Below are 22060 nucleotides of genomic sequence, written 5' to 3'. Positions count from 1 at the left end.
TTTTACTGGAAATATTTGCTTGGGTTGAACAACTTTCTTTGTAAGCTGTTGTAGTTAGTGTAACATTTTCATATATGTAATATATTTAAAAAGATAGGGGATCTGGATCATCCTCTTTCTTTTTGATTATAGTATCGATGTTGCTTCTTATCGATATATTGGTCTCTCTCTACTACAAGGTGTATTTCCAATTCTTATTAATCTAAATTTATGATGTTTATGGAACAGGAATCTATGTATAGACTTGTGTTATATTTTGACATAAGGTCACGTCACATCTCAAAATGTAACATAGACCAAGATGATGTGATCCTCTTAATTTTAGAACAATCAATGTGTATGCTTCTTGAGACATATAAAAACAGCCTGTATGGAAGCTTTTAAATTTCATACAGGCTGTGATAATAGAAGGGATATGAGAAATAAACTGGAGGAGTTGCTAAGAAATATTTACCAATATTTTGCTTTGATACTCTCTAACAACTTTTGAAACTTTTGATATCTTTTCTACATCCGGAAACGATTCAAAAAGGAGTGTTTCACACTCTTCTGCATTTATTTCTAAAGCGCGAAGAAGATATTGGTAACCATACTCTTCTTGTCCATCCATAAAGGCGTATGCAGCAATCGCATAAAGAATATTCGTTTGATTTGTTATAAATGCTTTGCTTCTTTTTAACGTGTCAACAGCCATGGATGTTTGGTCATAATGATGATAAAAATGAGCCATCTCAAGCCATACTTCTGTCTCTTTGGGAGAAAGAGATATTGCTTTCTCTAAAGCGTATTCTCCCTCTTCATAATTGTTTAATATTGTTGAAACCTTTCCGATTGAAATCCAGTAATCTGATATGTCAGGATTAATCTTTACACTCTGTTTTAAAAATGCAAGACACTCTTCATAGTCTTCATTAAGAAGCAGTATTAAAGCACCACCATACCATGCGCAATCGTTCTGTTTATTCGCTTTGATTGCATTTTTATAAGAGCGAATAGCTTCTGTGTAGTTTCTTAGATTGAAGTAACAGTCTGCTATATAACAATATGCATCATCTGCATCAGGCTCAAGTTTTAAATATTCATTATACGTTTCAATAGCTTCTTCAAATTCCCCGTTGTGAGATAACAGGTTTGCCTTATTGAATAGAGCAGCAGTATGCTTATCGTTGATAGCAAGCGCATAGTCGTATGCTTCAAGTGCTTCTTCGGGATTACCTAAACTGTTGAGGCTAATACCTAAATTAAACCAAACAGAACAATTATATGGCTCTTTTTCAAGATAGTGTTTGTATGCCCAAACCGCTTTTTTATGATTGTCAATTTTGTCGTAGCAATATGCTAAATCATATATCGCGTGAAGATTCTCTTGGTTATTCTTAATGGCTTGTCTGAAAAAAATAATAGCATTCGTGTAGTCCATTACTTGCTCATAGACATAGCCAATATTGAATAGCACTTCATCTAAGTTTTCACTACTTGCATTAAATGTCTGTTCAAAGTATTTCTTTGCTTTATTGGGCTTATTCATGTTTAAATAGCCTGTTCCAATAAGGTAAAAAAGCTCTGCATTATTTGGTTCGAAACGTAGACAGTGTTTGGCAAGTTTTATGGACTCATCAATCTGTCCTAAGTTGAAGATGATTTGTGCACGTTTTATCCATAAAGATATAGACCCATTATGTTGATCCGAAGCATAGTCTACGATCCGAAGCGCACTTCTTAATTGGTTCTTTTGGATAAAATGATCAACAAATATCTCATATTGATCCACGTCATGATAAACAGCTTCACCTTGATTTAATTGTGTAAGAAGACCTTGTGCTTCTTTACCACATGATTCCGAGTGTTGGTTGTTATTGGTCTCTTGTTCCATACCCTATTCCCTTATGTTACAGATAACCATATAACCATCTTCACTCTCATAATGTGACGAAATATTATTAAATGTTAAATGCTACATTTTGATAATTTGTCACAAAAGAGAGAGGATGTTATAGTTAAGTGTTAAAAAATCCCCTTTGATTATTTTCAAATATAATCAGATCTGAGGATTTTCCAACACTTAAAAGTGGAAAAACTATAATTGGTGCTCTTTTCTGAACAAATCAGTAACCTCTTTAACCGGGGAGAATGTCTGAAGTGGGACTTCGACGAATATGGTACTCCAATTTGCCATGGCTCCATTCCAAAGGCCAGGAAGTTCTAATGCCTTGAGTTTCTTGCCGTTCTTGGATTTATTTGAGATAAAACCTGTGTTTGGGTCAACAAATTTAGTAAGGTCAAATGGTTGATTGTGCTGATCTTTGGTATAACAAACTAAATCTACAGGATTAAAGTGTGTCGCCTCATTAATTAAAGACTCTTGTTGTGGATCTTCATGATTTATTTGACTACTCTCTATGATCTGAAGGGAGAAAATATCGTGATTGTTTTTAGCCCAATAGGGGCCTCCTCCTGGTTCGCCCTCATTTTTAACCATTCCACAGACACGTATTGGACGATTTAAGATATTAAAGAGTATTACTTGTTTTTGATTCAATGTTTTGTCTTTATAAGAGCTATCCATTTGTACACATAGCTTCTCTTCAATATATTTCTCTAGATCATTTAGTTGCTGTGGATCGAACTCTTTAGATTGTATTTTCTCGATCCAAGAATGAATGATGTCACGCTCCATTAGCAGGGTTCCTGCAAGCACTTGTTTGAATTCAACCGTTTTGTCAGCCAAGTGTTGCATGGTAACATTATCGATATTTTTAATGAAAATTAGAGATGCATCTAAATCATTTAGATTTTCAATTAAAGCGCCATGTCCTCCTGGTCTAAATAATATCGATCCGTCACTCTCAAGAAAGGGAGTATTGTCTGGGTTTACTGCAAGGGTGTTCGTAGATATTTTTTGTGTCGAAAATGTGATATGATACTTCACTTTAAATCTTTCTTCGTAAGTGTGAACTACTTTTTTTGAGAGTACTTCAAAAAGAGTTTGGTGCTCAGGGCTCACAGTGAAATGAAGATGACAATGACCATCACTATCTTTAGCATATTGTGCTGCTTCATAAAGATGTTCCTCTAATGGGGTGCAATCTTGTTGGTTATAATGATGAAAAAGAATCACTCCTTTGGGTAATGCACCATAGTTTAACCCCTGTTCTGTTAAGATGATATTCAGAACTTGAAGAAGTTGCTTGTTTGTAATATTGGATAAATCCCATTGATCTAATGTTGGAATAAATTCTTTCAAAGATTGGTAAAACGCAAATTGTTGTAGGTTTGATACAAAAGATTTTAATTTAGAGTCATTTTGAAAATCTACTTTTTGATTTGGATTATTTACATCTTCTATCTCGCTTTTCACTTCAAAAAGATGTTTAAACATACGGGTTGCTGCACCCGACGCTGGTACAAATTTTAAAACATCAAGCCCATCCTTTAATTCCGATTGATAATATGCAATCTTTTCCTCTCTTTGACTTGTATTATATTGTCGTATGCCGTCACCTAGAGTTGCACTTTTTAATAGTACGACAGGAGGGAAGCCTTGCTTAAAGGTCTCTGTCTGTTCTGCTATTCTCCTTTCGTGTGAATCTTCTAGTGTAGGGTTAAGTTCTTTTGTAATCATAATTCATAGAATTTGTTGTGATCTGAAGGTAGTAAAAAAAGCTGATTAAATGCAATGTTCTAAGACTACATTATTCTCTCTTTATGGGAATTTAATATTGCTTTCATTCCTGAATAGGTTTTGTATCTTTACCCCATAATATTAAAGGAAAGAACGATAGATGAACGATAGATATAGCTGGGGGCATGAAAAAAGATACAATGATTTCTCGTCCCATTTTAAAAAAATGTTTCAACGTAGAGTGCAAAAAGTATCCATTGATGCTGGTTTTACTTGTCCTAATAGAGACGGAACCAAAGCAAGAGGAGGATGTACCTATTGTAATAACGAAACATTTACCCCTTCATATACAAACTTGAAGGTACCTATCTCTACTCAGATTGATGAAGGGGTTTCCTTTTTCAAAAAGAAATATAATGCGATATCTTTCTTGGCTTATTTTCAAGCATTCTCCAATACTTATGCTCCTTTTGATGTGTTACATCGATTTTATGAAGAGGCACTTTCTCATCCAGAAGTGATTGGTTTAGTTATCGCGACTCGCCCCGACTGTTTAACGCCTGAGATCCTTGATTATTTGGAAATCCTTTCTAAAAAATACTATATAATGGTCGAGATTGGAGTTGAATCAGTCAATGATAAGACCCTAGAGTTTATTAATAGAGGACATAATCATCAAGAGACTGTGGATGCAATACATGAACTTGATAAAAGAGGTATTCATAATTGTGTTCATGCTATTTTGGGGTTACCCGGTGAAGACAGAGAGACCATTCTTGAACAAGCTCGTGTAATCTCGGAACTTCCTATTGAAAATTTGAAGCTTCATCAGCTACAGATACATAAAGGGACAAAGATGTACCGTCAATATAGTGAAAACCCTGAGATTTTCTCTTTGTATACTGCTGAGGAGTATCTCGATATTGTTGTGGAATACTTAGAATTATTAAACCCCAATATCATTGTGGAACGGTTTATAAGTACAGCCCCTCCAGAATTATTAGTGGCGCCCAAATGGGGACTAAAGAACTTCGAATTTGTGGCAAAACTAGAAAAAAAATTGGAGCAGATGGATACTTATCAAGGACGACTTTATATCAGGGACATATAGAATAAAAGGCGAAAAGGAGTTTGCTCCTTTTCGCTTTCTGATATTAAAACTTAATTAGATTTGTGATTAAGAATAAAATCTGGAATTTGTTTCAGTCTATATCTATCCTAAGATACATCTGCCTTTAAAACAGACCTTTTCATTTTTCTGATGTACAGCTTGAAATGAGATATGATCCTCACCGTTTTTATCTTGATGATCCATGGATATGTCAAGTATATCATTCCATCCTGCTTCGTTCGTATATTCTATAAGTATCTCCTTAATCTCTTTTTGTTGTAATGTGTCTTTGGGTATATACTGTAGCATCCAATCAATATATTTTGTATTGTTCGCATGTTGATTCATATCAATATCACTATATCCAACAGTAAGAGGGGCCATTTTACACTCTTCCTTTAGTGAAACCTTCTCTTTGAAATAAGTTGAAGCATCTTCAATAGGTAGTGTAGGAAATTCGATGGAAAGACTAGAGGCTCTCATAGGTCTTTTTCGTTTTTGATCTATTACAAGCCATCCTGAAGAGCCTTCACAAACGATTCGACCTTCTTTTTTAAATCTAAAGTCTCTTCGGAAAAGCAATCCGTTTGACTCAACAGGCCATGTCTCTAGTTTATAGATATCATCCCAAAGTAGAGGCTCTATAAAGTGCATCTCGACTTTAGATAACACCCAAAACACACCTTCTCTATTCAGTTCACTATACCCAACTCCTAATTTTTCTGCATGGATTGTTGCAGCTTCTTGAAAAATACGTGCCATGGATGATGGACGCATCTGTTTTCTAAAGTCTACTTGGAATGAGTGTACTTTTTGCTCTAGATGATATATCTTTTCCATTATAAATGAATACTATTAATTGCTAACTAAAATAATGGTAATAAAGATAGAATAATTCTTCATTTTGAGGGAGGTGTATAGTTATATGTTAAATTTAATGTATTGTCTATTAGATCTATTTTGTTGCTTTTTTTTCTTAATACACGATGTTCTTCTTCTTTGTTTAAGTTCATAATGAACGATGTATACGACTCTATTGAATTGAAAAATTTGTGTGTAGAGAAAATTTTTACTAAATGTTTTGTGTCTTTAATTTCTTGCTTTTCAATATATTAGTGTCTTTGTATAACATAAGTATTGCTGTCTTGTTGTTGTGATATGAGTTGTTTGGTAATATTAATAAATCCTAATAAGTAGAGGGGTATTTGTGTTCGGAAATCTTGTTCGTATATTTGCGAATGATTAGTGTTAATGAGAATTGATTTATGATTTATAAAAAAGGCAAAGATAGAGAGGCTCTCAAATCTTTGCTTACTCTAGCATTGCCAATGGTTGGTTCCCAACTGCTTCAGTTGACTTACAACTTCATTGATATGATTTGGGTAGGAAAACTTGGTGCCGATTCTGTTGCAGCAGTTGGTTCGGCTGGTTTTTTTCTGAACCTTGGTTGGGCAATGGCTTCGATGGTTACTGTTGGTGTAAATGTGAAGCTTTCACAAGCTATTGGTGCTAAGAAAGAGCGTTATGCTAAGATTGTAGCTAAAAGTGGTTTCTTAGGTATCGCTATTTTAGCAGTAATCTTCTCCGTCACTATGGGAAGTAGTTCCACTTTTTGGATCTCCACTTTTGCAATGAAGAGCGAATGGGTGAATATAGCTGCTAGTCAATATCTTTCTATCGGTGCTTGGGGTTCTGTTATAACATTGATTAATTTACTGTTTATCAGTATTCTGAATAGCTATAAACAGACTAAGAAGTCTTTTAAAATTAACTCGATTGGTTTTATTCTCAATATTGTTCTTGACCCTTTACTGATCTTTAAATTCAATATGGGGGTACAAGGTGCAATAATTGCAACGCTTATTTCTAAAGCCATAACACTTATATTTCTTTTTAGAGAGGTTCATAAAAACGCTTACATGAAAGTAAATATCTCCCAAGAAGGGGGCAAGTGTTTGAAGAGTATTGTGTCGTTGGGTTTTCCTACCGCATTACAAAGAGTGATCTTTGGATTGATATATATTGTGATGGGGCGTTTTATTGCCTCTTTTGGAACAGATGCAATCGCAATACAGAAGATAGGAATACAGATTGAATCTATTACTTTTACTCTAGTTGCTGGGATATCACAAGCTTCGACAGTTATTGTTGGTCAATTGTGTGGTGCAAAAAAATATCATGAAATAAAGCAAACTTATCGTCAAGCTCTATTGTTAGCTGCATGTATGGGAGTTTTTTTGACGATTATTTTCCTTTCTATTCCAGAGATGTTAATACGTATTTTTGTGGATAGTCCTTCTGTTGTTCAAGGCGGGGCTCTTTACCTTCGTATTATTGGAATTTCACAGGTGTTTATGACCGCAGAAATGATTGGTATGGGTACATTAAATGGACTCGGAAGGACGGTTATTCCTCCAGTAAATAGTATCTTATTAACCTCTTTAAGAATACCTTTAGCTTATGTAATGGCTTTCTCTTTCTCATATGGATTAATGGGAATTTGGTGGAGTATCTCCATTACAAGTGTTTTAAAGGGATTGGTGTTAACGGGGATGGTGTTTTATGTTTTTAATAAAAAAATAACAGATGATGAAACAGTGGCTAATTGATTTGGAGAAACAGTTGCCTAATGTGTTGATTCAAGGATTGTTTGGGCTGGAAAAGGAGGCCTTAAGAGTGGATTCAAAAGGAATGCTCTCATTGCGTCCACACCCTAAAGCATTGGGGGATAAGTCGACACACCCTTTTATCACAACGGACTTCTCAGAGAGTCAAATCGAGATAATTTCGCCTCCATTGAGTGATATTAATGAAGCTCATGGATTTATTCATACCCTTCAAGATATTGTACATGAAAATATAGGGGATGAGTATCTGTGGCCACAGAGTCTTCCATCGCTTCTACCTGATTCGAAGCTTATTCCTATTGCACAATATAGTGGAGACCACTTAGGAAAACAAAATTATCGGGAGTATCTATTAAAAACGTATGGTCCAGAGTTACAGACCTTCTCTGGTATTCACTTCAATGTCTCTCTTTCCAATTTGATATGGGATATGGAGACTGCATCCAATGAAAACGTAACCAAAGATCAAGTTTATATGAAAATGATGCGTAATTTTATACGTTATCGTTGGATTCTTATTTGGCTTTTTGGTGCAAGTCCTATTGCAGATAACTCGCTGAAGATAAAGAAGGTGAATAAGAATAAAGAGAAACAAATTCATCCTGTCTGCATGGAAGGGGTGAGTATTCGATCTGGACGTCTTGGTTACCGTAATCACGAATTAATAGAATTAGACTATCGATCGTGGGAGCTATTTCAGAAATCGATAGAAGAGAATGTTGCTGATGGAAAGCTTATTGGTCCTCAAGAATTATACCTGCCTATTCGGATTAAGACGAATTTAGAAGGAACCGAGATTAGCCATGTCGAAGTAAGATTATTAGATCTTGATCCTTTTGAACAGACTGGTATGTCTATAGACACACTTCGCTTTGTTCATCTGTTTCTACTCTATATGTTATGGGTTGAAGAGTACGATGATTTAGATGTTGATATTCAGAAGAATATACAAGACTTTCAAGATTGGGTCTGTTGCCACGGCTTAAATTCAACTTCCACTTTGCCCTCTAACGACTCTATATTACTCATTGATAAAGTAAAAGAGTTCTTATCTAATATGCAATTGGGTATTCAGAAGATGGGTGTAAACCTCCCAAAGGATTATGCCTCTTCTATGGATAAGGTGATGCATCTAGCCACCTCTCCTAATTCTCGTGTTGCAGTAAAACTGTCAGAGAAGATATCCCAGGAGGGTTTCGTCTCTTTTCATATGAGTCAAGCAAGGAAATTTAAGGAGGATGCGATCTCTAAAGGGTATCGTTTTTACGGTCTCGAATCAATGGAACTTTCAACGCAACTTCTGTTGAAAGCTGCAATCTATCGTGGGGTTCATTTTGATATACTTGATCGTTCTGAGAATTTTATTCGTCTATTTCATCAAGAAAAGGAGGAGTATGTGATCCAAGCGACCAAGACTCGTCTAGATCCCTATAATGTTATTCTTATGATGGAGAATAAGACGGTTACCAAGATGATTCTTGATCGTTTTAATATTCGGGTTCCTAAAGGAATGACTTTTGATAATATTTTGGATGCCAAGGGTGCATATAATCTTTTAAAAGGGGTAAAACTGGTGGTGAAACCGCAGTCTACTAACTTTGGTCTAGGAATTACGATCTTACACTCCTCTTTTGATCAAGAGAGTTATAATCATGCCTTAGAGATTGCTTTTGAATATGATCACAATGTATTAGTGGAGCACTTTATAGAGGGAGATGAATATCGTATATTTTTGATTAATAATAAAGTCGTTGGTGCTCTCAAACGTGTTCCTGCAAATGTGTTAGGGGATGGGGTTCACTCCATTGAGCAGTTGGTTCGATTGAAAAATGAAGACCCTTTACGAGGGAAAGGATACCGAACTCCATTAGAGAAATTACAAATAGGAGATGCCGAAAAGTTTTTTCTGGAGCAGACTGGATTTATTCCATCTTATATTCCTTCCGATGGAGAACGTGTTTTTTTAAGAGAGAATTCAAATATAAGTACTGGTGGAGATAGTCTAGACTTTACCGATTCCATACACCCATCTTATTTTAAAATCGCAGAAGAAGCATCCAAAGCCATGGGTGTAGCTATTACTGGCCTCGATATGATGATTGAAGATATTGAAGCAGAGGCTACCGAGGATAATTACGGCATTATTGAAATGAATTTCAATCCTGCTATTCATATCCATTGTTTTCCTTTTAAAGGAAAAAATAGACGATTGAATGAGAAAGTGTTGGATGCTTTAGGTTTCTAGTCACCATCTATTTATTCTGTCTCATTTAGCCGATGTTTCATCAATAAAAAAGAGTCTACTTGCTATTCAAAGTAGACTCTTTTTTTGTTTCATTAGAAGATAATAACCTTACTGTTCAAGTAGTATCGTATTGATATAATCCTCTAATACCGTTTGCGGAAGTGCTCCTTGAACCATCTGTGGTTTAGAATCTAATGGTACAAATAACAACGAAGGAACACTTTGAATACCAAAGAGAGCTGCAAGCTCTTCTTCTTTTTCTGTGTCTATTTTGTAGATGTATATCTCTTTTTTATATGCCGCATAAAGCTCCTCTAGAATTGGTTCTATTGCTTTACATGGGCTACACCATTCTGCATAGAAGTCTATAATACATGGTTTATCTCCTTGATAGTTCCACTCCATATTCTCAGTGTAATTCATTACCTTCTTAATGAATTTGTCTTTGTCTAATTTTTGTATTGATGTTGACATAGGGAGTCTTTTTGATCTATAACTTATTGTTTTTAAAACAGACTTTTCCTTCGATAAGTTCAATTTTGTTTTGTATTTCTAATTTTGCCCTGGTCATCATGCAGTATGATTCTCTTTCTCGTTCTATATAAGTTATACAACAAAGGAGTCTCCTGCTTTATAAAGATTTGTACTAATATTACTTTGCATCTCAATCATTGCAATCTCTGAAGTACAGTGAAGAGGATAAATCGTTAGATTTGGAATGTCCTTAAGATAAGATAAAGTGGCCTTGAATAAATCGTTCACCTCTTTAAGGTGTAGCCCCCCAATGATTGATTTGATATGTTTATTAGGAAAAAGAGTTTTAGTATATTCTATTATATTTATTAATCCCGCATGATTGCATCCTGTTATAATATGAACGTCATTCTCTTCAATCAATATCAGACCAGAGTCATCGATGATATAATCTGGTTTGTTATCTTCTAGATGAAAAGCTGTATTTTGTTCTCCATCTCTTGGGATTTCTCCTATGAAAAGTGTTTTTTTATCGATCCACTGTGGCGTCTTGCTTAGTCGTAAGTCGAAATGATGTTCTAGCTCTTCTCTTGTTACTTTCATTCCTATATAGGAGTTGTCTCTATCTCTATACCTTCGTGTAAATATTCTAGGATGTGCATAAAAAATCCCTCCTTGGATATGATGAAAACCATTCCCATGATCCCAGTGTCCATGACTTAATACTTTAATAGTAGAGTCTAATGATATATCTAGTTTCTGGGCATTTTGAATGAATTGGTCGCTACTGCCTGCATCAAATAATATTTCGGAATCTTCTGTTTGAATAAATAGTGACAGACCATGTTCGGAGCAATATCCTTCTGATGCGATATTATTAATTAGTATGGTAATTTGGGCCATGGTGTTATAAAATTATACGTTGTGTTGTAAAACATATTGTAATGCAAACGTTTGTGCGAACGTGTGCGAAGGCAAAGATCAACTTTTCTCTTGATCAATTGTATTTATGTTTATAGATTGCCATCGATATCAAAGTTAACTATTGCTAAATTAATGTTTTCATGAAGAACTTAAAAGTATTCCTTCTACTTCCTATTTTAGGATTATCTATAGGCTCGTGTCAAAATCACGTGAAATCAAAGAGAGAGAATGAAGCCCATAAAAAAGTGGTGTATCAAGTTTTTACTCGTCTCTTTGGAAATCGTAATACAACGAACAAGCCTTGGGGTACAAAAGAAGAGAATGGGGTTGGAAAGTTTAATGATTTCACGGATAAAGCACTAGAAGAGATCAAAGATCTAGGGGTTACCCATATCTGGTATACCGGTGTTCCTCACCATGCTTTGGTGGGAGATTATACGAAGTATGGTATCTCTATGGATGATCCAGATGTCGTGAAAGGACGCGCTGGCTCTCCTTATGCAGTGAAAGACTACTATAATGTAGATCCAGACATGGCAGTGGATCCAAGTCAAAGAATGTCGGAGTTCGAGTCACTTATCGCTCGTACACACAAACACGACATGAAGGTGATTATTGATATTGTTCCGAACCATGTGGCGAGAAGCTACCAAAGTGTAGACTTTCCAGATCGCAATTTTGGGGCAACAGACGACACCACAGTGGTCTTTGATGTGAATAATAACTTCTATTATATACCAAATTCTCACTTTGAAGTTCCTACTCCTTTAAACGGATATAAGCCACTAGGAGGGGAGAATGCTCCATTATTGGATGGAAAATTTGAAGAACATCCAGCCAAGTGGACTGGAAATGGTTCTAGAAGTGCCAAGCCTCATTTCTACGATTGGTATGAAACAGTGAAGGTGAACTATGGAATCGATCCAGAGGGAAAGAAACATTTTCCTTTGCTTCCAGCAGGTGCCGATACCCTAGATTATCGCCAACATTTTGAATTTTGGAAAGATAAGACCGTTCCTAGCTCTTGGGTGAAATTTAGAGATATTGCACTATTTTGGATCGACAAAGGAGTGGATGGTTTTCGTTATGATATGGCCGAAATGGTGCCAGTAGAGTTTTGGAGTTATATGAATGCCTCTATTAAGATGAAGAATCCAGATGCATTTATCATGGCAGAGGTGTATCAACCAAAACTATATCGTGATTATATTTTGAAGGGAAAGATGGATTACCTGTATGATAAAGTCGCACTATACGACACATTAAAGCATATCATGCAAGGAACAAGTTCTGCTCACAATATTGCGGCCGTAATGGAAGAAACAGAGGATATCGAAACGCATATGCTCCATTTCTTAGAAAATCACGATGAGCAACGTATTGCTTCTCCTGAATTTGCTGGTGATGCTAAAAAGGGAATCCCTGCAATGATCGTCTCTGCTACATTAGGAACCTCTCCAACCATGATCTATTTTGGTCAAGAGGTGGGAGAGCCTGCAAATGAGAATGCAGGTTTTGGTACCCATTCCAGAACTTCTATCTTCGACTATGTCGGAGTCCCAAATCACCAACGTTGGATGAACGATGGAAAATTCGATGGAGGAAAATTGACACCAGAAGAGAAGTCTCTAAGAGCATTCTATAAGAAGTTGTTAAACTTCACAATTCATAGTAGCGCATTGATGGGACATTATGAAGATTTGACCCGTTTTAATGATGCATTGGGGGCAAAGTATAGCAAGCAGTTGTTTGCTCATACTCGTTGGTCAGATAAAGAGCAGTTGTTAATTTTATCCAATTTTTCTGATCAGGCGTTGCAAAAAGTGAAAATACATATCCCTCTCTCAATCATTTCGGATTGGGGTGTAAAGACGGGAAATCTTAAAATGGTGGATCAATTGGGACACCAGATGGAAGTGAAATTATATGTGGACAAATTAGATGCCTATGTCGTGGCAGATGTGCCTGCTTGGGACGGTTTGATCTTGTCGTTAGTGAAGTAAGTTGTTTTAATTAGGTTTATATAGTTAAGTTGTTGAATTGTTTTTGTGTAAAAACGCACCTTTGGGGTGCGTTTTTTTTGTTTTAGTGTAATGTTTTGGAAGTATTGTATACTTATAGCTATATAAACACAAAGATCCTGTTTAATTATCATAAAAATTATATTAATTTTTTTTAAAACATGATTAATTAATGTTTCTTTGAGTTGAATTTGTAATTTATGACAAAAACCATAATATGGCGATTGTCGTTTCTGTATTCTTATTTATGCGATGTCGTTTAAAGATCATCTCTTTTGCTGGTTTTCTAGAGATGATCTGATAAAAACATGGTGTTCTTTCTTTGATAACGGTCGTCAGATTTATTTCTGATGACCGTTTATCGTATCAGTGGAAATCGTAGGACCTCTTCTATTTTCATTCTTCCTAAATCGATTTTATAACTTCATTATTTGATGCCTAAGTAGGAGAGCCTTTTTGTGCTCATTTTCCCTATTATTAAAGTAGATTCAAAGGGGTTTGACAGTAGGTTTGTCCATGGTTTGTCCATGGTTTGTCCATGGTTTGTCCATGGTTTGTCCATGGTTTGTCCATCGATTCTCCATCGATTTGGTGGATAAAGCATGGGTAACCCATGAGTAACCCATGAGTAACCCATGGATAACCATACTATCAAACAATCATCAAATTAGGAGAGTTTTTAGCTAGGGGCACTGTCCCAAAAAGTGAGTAAATATTTCTAAATGTTGATAAGTGGTTTCTGAATTAGTCGAAGTGGTTGGTCCCTAAACGTTGATAAGTGGTCCCTGTGCTTGTCGAAGGGCTCAGTAAACTATATTCTAATCAGTCCACATAAAATACGGATTGATTCTTTAAAATAGACTTAAAGATATTGGATAAAACAATAAAGGACACCCCGTAAGGGGATGCACCCTACTAATAACATGATCTATGGCAATAAAATTCGTGTCTTCGTAGTTTTTTCAATTTTTGATGATATGTTAGATCTATTTCATCTGTGATATAAATATTTGGGATTTGGGTTCTTCCATGAATTGCGTATATGAACAAAAAGACTGGTAAACATATTCTATAGTTATTTCTTATATAAAACGCTATAGACTATGAATACCAGTAGTATATATCATTGTTTAGGATTACAAGACCAGCAATTGTTATCCACATCCTATGTTGGAGATACCATCCAACTTAAAGTTAAAACAAAAAAAGACAAACTACGTTGTAGTCGCTGTAAAAGAATGCATGTTATTTGTTGTGGAGTTGATGAACGTAGTTTCAAGGGGCCAATGATAGGCAAAAAGAAGTGCGTTATTATCATAGATGTTCAACGCCTTTATGCAAGAAATGCAAGATCGTACGTCAGGAACATTTAAGGTTTGCAAAAGAGCAGAAGTCCTATATTCGATCTTTAGAGAAGATGGTTTTACTTCTCTCTTCTCATATGACGATTCAATCAATCAGTCGACTTTTAGATCTTAACTGGAATATTGTAAAAGATATCATTAAGTCTCACTTAAAATCAAAATATCATTCTCCTGGGCTAAAGGGGGTGAAACATATTGCTATCGATGAATTCGCAGTGAGGAAGGGACATGTATACATGACTTGTGTATATGACTTAGATAAAGGAGTCGTTTTGCATGTGGAAAAGGTAAAGGTTCCGAATCATTGGTTCCATTTTGGAAACGAATAAAGATCAATAAAGTCCAAATAGAATCTGTTGCTATTGATATGTCAGCTGCCTATATCCTTTCAGTAAAGACCAATGCACCTAAAGCTACTATGGTATTTGACCATTTCCATATAATAAAGAAACTAAATGAGACTATAAGTAAAATAAGAATTGACTACCTCCCGAAAAAAGTTGTATTATTACTGCAAGTATCTGACATTCACAATATAATATATGTATAAAAACGAGGAAAGCTAGATTAAAAATGTTATTTTAAGTGTGAAAACATAATCATTTAAAACCTAGCTCATGAACAAGATATTTACAAAACAAATACAGAACAAGCTAAGTCTATATTTTTGTAAATTAATAGTCATTTAACCAAACCAGAATTACGTTGTACACGTGAGATAACAACAGGTATTCTTAAGACAGGGTCTGTTATTATCAATCAAATAGCAACAGCTATAGGGGATTCTATAGACAAACAACAAACGACCAAAAGGCTTCGAAATCATTACAATAAAAAAGGTTTCTTTTTAAAACTTCTTAGAGGCCATATGGATTGTGTGTCAGATACAATTCATGAAGGAGACTACATTCTATTTGATGGATCAGATATTCAAAAGAAATATGCTAAGACCATGGAAGGTCTGGATTTTGTAAAAGATGGAGATGAGAAAAATAAGGTTGGATTAGGTTATTGGCTTATGAATGTTGTACATATTGATAAGGCCAATAAGATGACACCTTTGTATAATAAGCTGTACAGTTTCGATCATGGAGCCAAGAGTGAAAATAATGAAGCAATCGAAGCATTAAAAGAAGTAGATAATGCTATTTCAAAGAATGTAACTTGTGTGTTTGATCGAGGATTTGATCGTCAGATTATTAAGGATTATGTTGTTAGTCAACAAAATAACTTCATAATCAGATTGAAAAAGAATACCAAATTAATATACAAAGGCAAAGAAACTACTGTATCTACAATTGGGAAAAAGATTCCATTCTTCATGGAATTAACTGCCAATAAAAGAGGCAAAAACAAAAGTAAAAAGATAAACTTTGAGTGTGGTGCTGTTAAGGTTAAATATAGAATAAAGCAGAGGGAATTTGAGCTATGGCTTGTTGCTACAAAACGCAAATCAGGAGGGAAATGTTGGTTATTAACCAACTCACCTAAGCATACAATAACAGAAGTTATTAGTGAAGCTTTTCAAGCATATGGCTTTCGTTGGAAAATAGAAGAATACCATAGACATATCAAATCAAGCTATGATTTAGAGAATATACAAATAAAGAAGTTTGATGGACTGCAATGCATGTTGGCAATTTTAACCATTGCAATGGGAATCCTTTATAACACATTAGAGTCCATGCATCTAAGGTTGTTGCTAGATAGCAAAATTAAGATACTTGATAAAAACAAGGTATCTGAACTCAGAAATTTTATCTATTATAAGATAAGTACGATAATTAAAATTTTATTGGCAAATGCTTACACAAAACATATAATACAGAGTAAACAGACACAAGTAGACGTAGGACAAATGAGACTCAATCTAGATTTCTGACTAAAAAACGGGAGGTAGCCAATAAAATAAGAAGAGATCTTTACAACAAAGAGAAGGATAAGGTTATCAAGAAAAGTTTAAAAGGAAGTCGTTGGCTATTGTTAAAGAACCCAGAGAATCTCAACCTTCAGAAAGGGGAAGACTCAAGACTTGAAAAAGTATTAGAAACGAATACCACCTTGTTTTACGCATATTATTTGAAAGAAGAATTAAGGGAATTATGGAATCAAGATAATATTAGAGACGCTTCAAAATTACTTAAACAATGGATAGAAGAGGCAAATGAGACTGAAATACCACAGCTTAAGAAAATGGTAGAACTATTGACCAAACACAAAACAGGAATTCTAAATTGGTATAAGTGCAATATCTCCACGGGGCCTTTAGAAGAAATAAATAACAAGATTAAAACCTTAAAAAGACAAGCATATGGCTATCGTGACTTAGATTCTTTTATGCTAAAAATAAAAGCAATGCATCAAGATATATACACAAAATGTGGATGAACCATTTTTAATTCTATTTAAACATATAAATATAGGTGTTTTATCCATGTTTTGTGTGGTTTTGATGAAACAAAGGCAAACATATTGGTTTGCTGATACCAATAGCGTATTTTATTGTGGGGGATTTTGCTCCTGCCAATCTTTTGTCTTCTATATAGGAGCATCTATTTAATTCAAAAAATGTATTGGTTGTCTTCACAGGGGTGTGTTTGTAAACATATATGTAGTGAATGGAGAGATTCAAAAGGTTACATTTCGTAAAACCTATAAGGTTAATGGCATTGGGGAAGTTATTATGGAGCAAGAGAAAATGTCTTTAGAGAGTGGGGATAGTGTGGTGTCTTGTACAACTGGGTTGCCGTTGCCTAACGGGGATTACCGTTTCAAGGGAAAGTTATTTCGCGTCTCTATTGAGGATAATATGGTTGTTTAATGTGTAGGCGTTGAGGGTATTCTCTTGAATTAAAAGCGGTGTCTTTTAATCGAAGAAAATATCTTTTTGAGTATGGTGGAGTTGAATGAGTCCCTTATGGATGTTGTTTTGATTTGTGTTTCTTGTCTTTTTTTGTCGATGGTATCAGTTTGATTAGTGGAATCACTCCGTCGTGCAAGCTATTATTTTCGTCTTTGTCAAGGTGATCTGCGGTGGAAAGTTTCATCAATGGAATAGCACTACTAGAAAGGATAGGTTCTTCAAGCTGTGTTATCTTATCTACAATATTTAATTGTGATACTTTCATTTTCAGCTCTTCTAGAGTAAGTTCCGTTTTGTTTTTTTGATTATTGTCTCCTTCTCTTATGGTGTCTATTTTCGTTGAAGGTTGCATCTTCATTGCTTTAATCTTGTCGATATTCTTGGATGGAGACAACTTCATTTCTTGGATCTCATCTATGTTGCTTGCAGGCTGTAGGTTCATCGCGAGGATGTTATTATCCTCTATGCATAGTTGAAGTTCCATCGCGTTGGTGACCTTTCTACTGTTTTCAGCTTGCAGGCACATCGCTTTAAATTCTTGCGTACTTCTTGCTGGTTGCAACTTCATCGCTTTAATAGTATTGCTTTGAGCATATAAACCACTTGAAGAACAAAGGATTACGATCAAAAAGAAAAGTTGTTTATTCATCGTTTTTAAAGTATTAAGTTTCTTTGAATGGGTGTGAATATAGACCATAATTTGAGTGCTAAGGGTTAATACTTAGTTAATTAACAAATTATATGTATTCGAAATAACTTTTTACTCGTTATGTATGTACTATAGATTTATCTCCTATGGAAAGGGATAACAAAGAGTGTATCGGGTGTCTCATGGGTATACTTGGTGTCTCATATTCGATTAAAAAGGTTTGTCCGTTTTCAATAAAGTTGTTAAAACTTGATATCGTCATCATTAATTTGCTGTTTGTCTATTTATGTAGTCTGTTTTGTTAAGAAATCTACGACGAATATTGGCTGGATAAAGAATATTTTCCATTACAATGAAATAATTTTGAAAAAAAATTATTCATTTATTAAGACTAAAAGTAGTGGAGGTTTATTGGTGTATAAGTATTTGACCGATAGGATTTATTCTGTTGTTTTGAAACCTGTTTTTGTGTTTTTGTTATGTGGCTTTTGCATTTGATATTTTTGTAAAAAATAGTATATTTAGAAAGAGGATTATAATAAAAAGTACAGTTCCTAATTATATATCGCAATCGTGTGCAAGAGTGTGGTTTTATATTGAAATATTGCTTTGAAATGTTAAATAAATGTTAATAAAGTTTTGTGTGTTGGGAAACACCCAAATTAATTTGTTTATTCGAAGTGTTGTTGAGAAATAAATTGTGAACTGTTTGTCCCATTGTAGGGGAAACAATTCATTGTTGAGTTTGTTGTTGTTTGGGAATTGTCTCGCTGTTTTTCCTCATATTTTGAGGGTCGTAAATAGCAGATAATTTAGATGGCTGAATTGGATAGAAGAGTGCTGTCTAGATTAATAATTGAAGATGTAATAAAATTAATCCCAAAATATTTGTACAGTATGGACAATAAACTTAAACATTTGACTGATAAATTGTATCAGGAAGGTGTACAGAAGGGAAAGGAGGCTGCAGACGAGATTCTAGCGGAAGCGAATCAAGAGGCAGCTGAACTTGTAAAAGCAGCGGAGAAAAAAGCTGCGGAAATTGTAGCAAAGGCGGAGAAAAAAGCTGCAGAACTGAAAGATACTACTGTTTCAGATCTACAGATGGCATCGGACCAAGCCAAAGAGCGACTTAAGTCGGAGATGATCTCGATGGTTAGTGGTAAGGTGATTTCTGAACCAATTACTGCTGCAATGATGGATGTTACTTTTATTCAAAAAGTAATTGAAACACTACTTCAGAACTGGTCTTCTAGTAGTAATGCGATGGAAATACGTGTTCCTGAAGCTCAATTTGAGACACTTCAGACGCAACTTTCATCTGCTGTGAAAGACACCCTAGAGAATGGTTTGACTTTAAAACCTTCGGCTTCACTTCATAATGGTTTTGAAATTGCACCATCGGATGGGGCATTTAAGATGCGTTTTACGAATGAGGACTTTGATGCATACTTCATGGATCAATTAAGACCTAAAGTGGTAGAACTATTGTTTGACAAAAAATAGATAGGAGCATATCATGAGCAATTATTACAGTTTCGTAGCAGGATTGCCAGAGATACAACTCCTAGATGCCAAAGCGTATCATACCACTCAGTCCATAAAAGCACTGTTAGAAGAGACTGTCAATGTAAAAGATTGGCAACTTTTATCTTTCTATTATGGTCGGTTTGATAATCACAATCTACTTATTGCACTGGACATTTCTAAAGAGAAATGGGATAGTAGAGGGAATTATACGGAGGAGGAGATTCAAGAGATGCTTGTCGCATTTCGTGAAGAGGAGAATCCTCACATAGAACGTATTCCTTCATGGTTCCGTCGTTTTATCCCTGCATTTCAAGCGGGAGAAGCTTTGTATGCAGAGATGTCTTGGGAGGATCAGCTATTAACTGCTTATTTTGAGGCGGGAATGGGTTGTAAGAACCAATATATCGCAGCTTGGTTTACGTTCCAATATCGTGTGCGTAACGTGATGACTGCATTTCAGTGTCGTAAATTTGGATTGGATCGATCAAATTATGTGTTGGGAGAGGATGAGTTTTCTGTTAAGTTGAGAACTAGTAGTGCCAAAGACTTTGGTGTTACTGTCGAGTTTCCTTATATCTCTCAAGTTTTAAAGGTGATGGAGATGCCTAATTTCTATGATAGAGAGAAGGCATTGGACGCACTCTATTGGAACTATATTGAGGAGAATACTTTTTTTCACTATTTTAGTTTGGAGAAGATATTTGCTTATCTGATCCAATTAGAGATGATCGAGAGGTGGAGTGAGCTCAACGAGCAAGAGGGTATGGAAGTATTTAGAGAGTTTGTTAACCAGTTAAAGTCATCTTTCCGTTTTCAAGATGAGTTTTCATTAAAACGCTAGTTAAGCATGTCAACAAAAGGTAAAGTAAGAGGTATTATTGCCAACTTAGTTGTTGTGGAGGCTGATGGTCCTGTTTCGCAGAATGAGATTTGCTACCTTCACACGGCTGGTACTAAGTTGATGGCTGAGGTCATCAAAGTAACTGGTAAGAATGCCTATGTTCAGGTGTTTGAAAGTACACGTGGACTGAAAATTAATGATACGGTGGAATTCGAAGGTCACATGTTAGAGGTGACTTTAGGCCCCGGTATTTTGTCACGAAATTACGATGGACTGCAAAATGATTTAGATAAGATGGATGGAGTTTTTCTTCAACGTGGAGATTATACTTATCCTCTTAATGAAGAGAAGTTATGGGATTTTAAGCCACTTGCGAAAGTGGGGGATAGTGTTCAAGCAGCTTCTTGGCTTGGGGAGGTCGATGAAAATGGACAACCTCATAAAATTATGGTCCCTTTTGTGATGGATGGAACTTATACGGTAAAGCGTCTTGTTGGGGCTGGACAGTATAAAATTCATGATACTATTGCAGAGGTGGAGGATGCCAACGGCAAACTACATACCATTACGATGGTTCAGAAGTGGCCAGTGAAAAAAGCGATTAAAAACTACCGTGAAAAACCACGTCCATTTAAACTTCTAGAGACTGGTGTTCGTACGATTGATACGATCAACCCAATTGTAGAGGGTGGTACAGGTTTTATTCCTGGTCCTTTCGGTACAGGAAAAACGGTACTTCAGCATGCTATTTCAAAACAGGCGGAGGCAGATATTGTAATTATCGCTGCTTGTGGTGAGCGTGCTAATGAGGTCGTAGAGATCTTTACTGAGTTCCCAGAATTGGATGATCCACACACTGGACGTAAGTTGATGGAGCGTACTACCATTATCGCGAATACTTCGAATATGCCTGTTGCTTCTCGTGAAGCATCTGTATATACGGCAATGACTCTTGGAGAGTATTACCGTTCTCAAGGATTGCGTGTGTTGTTGATGGCCGATTCAACATCTCGTTGGGCGCAAGCACTACGTGAGATGTCGAACCGTTTGGAAGAACTTCCTGGTCAGGATGCTTTCCCTATGGACCTCTCAGCAATTATTGCAAACTTTTACTCTCGTGCTGGATATGTGTATCTAAATAATGGTGCGATTGGTTCGATTACTTTTATCGGAACAGTGTCTCCTGCAGGGGGTAACTTGAAGGAGCCAGTAACAGAATCTACAAAGAAGGCTGCTCGTTGTTTCTACGCACTACAGCAGAGTCGTGCTGATAGTAAGCGTTATCCTGCGGTAAACCCTATCGATTCGTACTCTAAATATCTAGAGTATCCAGAATTTGAGTCGTATATCAACGATCGTATTGGCGAGTCGTGGATTCCGATGATTAACGAGGTGAAGACGATTCTTCAGCGTGGTTTGGAGGTGAGTGAACAGATTAACATCTTAGGAGATGACGGGGTTCCAGTGGACTACCACGTGACCTTTATGAAGTCGGAGATGATCGACTTTGTGATTCTTCAGCAGGATGCATTTGATGCCATCGATATGATGACTCCTATTGCTCGCCAAAAGTATATGTTGAACTTGGTGATGAAGATTGTTCATACTGGCTTTAAATTTGATTCGTTTACGCAGGTTTCTTCCTACTTTAAACGTTTGATCAATATGATGCGTCAGATGAATTATGCTGAGTTTGAGTCAGAGAAGTTTGTGAACTTCGAAAAAGAGCTTCATATGATGGTCGCTGAAAGAGCGGTTTCATAGATTCTTGGGTGAGTTTTTTAATCAA

Annotated in this window: 20 protein-coding genes; 13 read left to right on the top strand and 7 right to left on the bottom strand. The window is 35.8% G+C overall.

Translation table 11 applies throughout. The features are described 5' to 3' along the window. Positions 1-439 precede the first annotated feature (439 nt). Together K4L44_08415 and K4L44_08410 are read right to left on the bottom strand one after the other, a co-directional pair. On the bottom strand, positions 440-1873 hold the full coding sequence (locus K4L44_08415; protein ID QZE15840.1) for a tetratricopeptide repeat protein: 1434 nt from the start codon (positions 1871-1873) through the stop codon (positions 440-442). Positions 1874-2077: 204 nt separating this feature from the next. Then, a complete protein-coding gene (locus K4L44_08410) occupies positions 2078-3622 on the bottom strand; it encodes a DUF4301 family protein (GenBank protein QZE15839.1) in 1545 nt (514 codons plus the stop codon). 160 nt (positions 3623-3782) lie between these two features. On the opposite strand from K4L44_08410, the gene K4L44_08405 reads away from it, so the two are divergent. Continuing rightward, positions 3783-4733: a TIGR01212 family radical SAM protein gene (locus K4L44_08405; protein ID QZE15838.1), complete on the top strand. Its 951-nt coding sequence runs from the start codon at positions 3783-3785 to the stop codon at positions 4731-4733. Positions 4734-4835: 102 nt separating this feature from the next. On the opposite strand, the gene K4L44_08400 is transcribed toward K4L44_08405, so the two are convergent. Then, the gene (locus K4L44_08400; protein QZE15837.1) at positions 4836-5573 is read right to left on the bottom strand and encodes a hypothetical protein; all 738 of its coding nucleotides are present in this window, start codon (positions 5571-5573) and stop codon (positions 4836-4838) included. A 425-nt stretch (positions 5574-5998) separates the two neighbouring features. On the opposite strand from K4L44_08400, the gene K4L44_08395 reads away from it, so the two are divergent. Beyond that, positions 5999-7342 carry an MATE family efflux transporter gene (locus K4L44_08395; GenBank protein QZE15836.1) on the top strand — a complete coding sequence of 448 codons (1344 nt, stop codon included), beginning with the start codon at positions 5999-6001 and terminating at the stop codon, positions 7340-7342. After that, entirely contained in the window at positions 7320-9605 is a 2286-nt protein-coding gene (gene gshAB, locus K4L44_08390; protein QZE15835.1) for a bifunctional glutamate--cysteine ligase GshA/glutathione synthetase GshB, read from the top strand. The genes K4L44_08395 and gshAB overlap by 23 nt, the downstream gene beginning before the upstream one ends. Before the next feature lie 108 nt (positions 9606-9713). On the opposite strand, the gene K4L44_08385 is transcribed toward gshAB, so the two are convergent. Continuing rightward, on the bottom strand, positions 9714-10079 hold the full coding sequence (locus tag K4L44_08385) for a thioredoxin fold domain-containing protein (GenBank protein QZE15834.1): 366 nt from the start codon (positions 10077-10079) through the stop codon (positions 9714-9716). A 132-nt stretch (positions 10080-10211) separates the two neighbouring features. After that, positions 10212-10982: an MBL fold metallo-hydrolase gene (locus tag K4L44_08380; protein ID QZE15833.1), complete on the bottom strand. Its 771-nt coding sequence runs from the start codon at positions 10980-10982 to the stop codon at positions 10212-10214. 161 nt (positions 10983-11143) lie between these two features. Between K4L44_08380 and K4L44_08375 the strand changes: the two genes are divergently transcribed. Further along, entirely contained in the window at positions 11144-13006 is a 1863-nt protein-coding gene (locus K4L44_08375) for an alpha-amylase family protein (GenBank protein QZE15832.1), read from the top strand. 506 nt (positions 13007-13512) lie between these two features. Here the strand turns inward: K4L44_08375 and K4L44_08370 are convergent. Then, positions 13513-13650: a hypothetical protein gene (locus tag K4L44_08370; GenBank protein ID QZE15831.1), complete on the bottom strand. Its 138-nt coding sequence runs from the start codon at positions 13648-13650 to the stop codon at positions 13513-13515. Between the two features lie 477 nt (positions 13651-14127). On the opposite strand from K4L44_08370, the gene K4L44_08365 reads away from it, so the two are divergent. The 6 genes from K4L44_08365 (at position 14128) to K4L44_08340 (ending at position 17209) form a co-directional block, all read left to right on the top strand. Continuing rightward, positions 14128-14397 carry a hypothetical protein gene (locus K4L44_08365; protein ID QZE15830.1) on the top strand — a complete coding sequence of 90 codons (270 nt, stop codon included), beginning with the start codon at positions 14128-14130 and terminating at the stop codon, positions 14395-14397. Between the two features lie 44 nt (positions 14398-14441). Next, positions 14442-14717 carry a hypothetical protein gene (locus tag K4L44_08360; protein QZE15829.1) on the top strand — a complete coding sequence of 92 codons (276 nt, stop codon included), beginning with the start codon at positions 14442-14444 and terminating at the stop codon, positions 14715-14717. Next, entirely contained in the window at positions 14693-14938 is a 246-nt protein-coding gene (locus tag K4L44_08355; GenBank protein ID QZE15828.1) for a transposase, read from the top strand. Before K4L44_08360 ends, K4L44_08355 begins: the two co-directional genes overlap by 25 nt. A gap of 318 nt (positions 14939-15256) precedes the next feature. Beyond that, positions 15257-16270, top strand: coding sequence for a transposase (locus K4L44_08350; GenBank protein ID QZE15827.1), 1014 nt, complete (start codon positions 15257-15259; stop codon positions 16268-16270). Next, entirely contained in the window at positions 16267-16776 is a 510-nt protein-coding gene (locus K4L44_08345; protein QZE15982.1) for a transposase, read from the top strand. Before K4L44_08350 ends, K4L44_08345 begins: the two co-directional genes overlap by 4 nt. Before the next feature lie 226 nt (positions 16777-17002). Continuing rightward, positions 17003-17209: a hypothetical protein gene (locus K4L44_08340; protein ID QZE15826.1), complete on the top strand. Its 207-nt coding sequence runs from the start codon at positions 17003-17005 to the stop codon at positions 17207-17209. 94 nt (positions 17210-17303) lie between these two features. Here the strand turns inward: K4L44_08340 and K4L44_08335 are convergent, their stop codons facing one another. Then, positions 17304-17900: a hypothetical protein gene (locus K4L44_08335; GenBank protein ID QZE15825.1), complete on the bottom strand. Its 597-nt coding sequence runs from the start codon at positions 17898-17900 to the stop codon at positions 17304-17306. Positions 17901-18797: 897 nt separating this feature from the next. Here K4L44_08335 and K4L44_08330 point away from each other — a divergent pair. From K4L44_08330 to K4L44_08320, 3 genes are read left to right on the top strand one after another with little or no spacing between them, the layout of a single operon-like run. Then, positions 18798-19406, top strand: a complete 609-nt coding sequence (locus K4L44_08330; GenBank protein ID QZE15824.1) for a hypothetical protein — start codon at positions 18798-18800, stop codon at positions 19404-19406. A gap of 13 nt (positions 19407-19419) precedes the next feature. Next, positions 19420-20271, top strand: a complete 852-nt coding sequence (locus tag K4L44_08325) for a DUF2764 domain-containing protein (GenBank protein QZE15823.1) — start codon at positions 19420-19422, stop codon at positions 20269-20271. Between the two features lie 6 nt (positions 20272-20277). Then, complete coding sequence (locus K4L44_08320; GenBank protein QZE15822.1) at positions 20278-22035, top strand: V-type ATP synthase subunit A; 1758 nt, start codon at positions 20278-20280, stop codon at positions 22033-22035. The last annotated feature ends 25 nt before the right edge of the window (positions 22036-22060 follow it).

The organism is Prolixibacteraceae bacterium, assembly GCA_019720755.1.
Classification (GTDB): domain Bacteria; phylum Bacteroidota; class Bacteroidia; order Bacteroidales; family Prolixibacteraceae; genus Halosquirtibacter; species Halosquirtibacter laminarini.
Note: the sequence above shows the minus strand (reverse complement) of the source record. Positions and strands in the feature narration are given on the sequence as shown.

What these genes read in the sequence shown, in the direction of transcription:
- K4L44_08415 (QZE15840.1), bottom strand. Translation starts at nt 1,873, where the DNA reads ATGGAACAAGAGACCAATAACAACCAACACTCGGAATCATGTGGTAAA.
- K4L44_08405 (QZE15838.1), top strand. Translation starts at nt 3,783, where the DNA reads ATGAACGATAGATATAGCTGGGGGCATGAAAAAAGATACAATGATTTC.
- K4L44_08375 (QZE15832.1), top strand. Translation starts at nt 11,144, where the DNA reads ATGAAGAACTTAAAAGTATTCCTTCTACTTCCTATTTTAGGATTATCT.
- K4L44_08410 (QZE15839.1), bottom strand. Translation starts at nt 3,622, where the DNA reads ATGATTACAAAAGAACTTAACCCTACACTAGAAGATTCACACGAAAGG.
- K4L44_08360 (QZE15829.1), top strand. Translation starts at nt 14,442, where the DNA reads ATGGTTTTACTTCTCTCTTCTCATATGACGATTCAATCAATCAGTCGA.
- K4L44_08365 (QZE15830.1), top strand. Translation starts at nt 14,128, where the DNA reads ATGAATACCAGTAGTATATATCATTGTTTAGGATTACAAGACCAGCAA.
- K4L44_08395 (QZE15836.1), top strand. Translation starts at nt 5,999, where the DNA reads ATGATTTATAAAAAAGGCAAAGATAGAGAGGCTCTCAAATCTTTGCTT.
- K4L44_08330 (QZE15824.1), top strand. Translation starts at nt 18,798, where the DNA reads ATGGACAATAAACTTAAACATTTGACTGATAAATTGTATCAGGAAGGT.
- K4L44_08350 (QZE15827.1), top strand. Translation starts at nt 15,257, where the DNA reads ATGGATTGTGTGTCAGATACAATTCATGAAGGAGACTACATTCTATTT.
- gshAB (QZE15835.1), top strand. Translation starts at nt 7,320, where the DNA reads ATGATGAAACAGTGGCTAATTGATTTGGAGAAACAGTTGCCTAATGTG.
- K4L44_08385 (QZE15834.1), bottom strand. Translation starts at nt 10,079, where the DNA reads ATGTCAACATCAATACAAAAATTAGACAAAGACAAATTCATTAAGAAG.
- K4L44_08400 (QZE15837.1), bottom strand. Translation starts at nt 5,573, where the DNA reads ATGGAAAAGATATATCATCTAGAGCAAAAAGTACACTCATTCCAAGTA.
- K4L44_08370 (QZE15831.1), bottom strand. Translation starts at nt 13,650, where the DNA reads ATGGGTTACTCATGGGTTACCCATGCTTTATCCACCAAATCGATGGAG.
- K4L44_08325 (QZE15823.1), top strand. Translation starts at nt 19,420, where the DNA reads ATGAGCAATTATTACAGTTTCGTAGCAGGATTGCCAGAGATACAACTC.
- K4L44_08335 (QZE15825.1), bottom strand. Translation starts at nt 17,900, where the DNA reads ATGAATAAACAACTTTTCTTTTTGATCGTAATCCTTTGTTCTTCAAGT.
- K4L44_08380 (QZE15833.1), bottom strand. Translation starts at nt 10,982, where the DNA reads ATGGCCCAAATTACCATACTAATTAATAATATCGCATCAGAAGGATAT.
- K4L44_08320 (QZE15822.1), top strand. Translation starts at nt 20,278, where the DNA reads ATGTCAACAAAAGGTAAAGTAAGAGGTATTATTGCCAACTTAGTTGTT.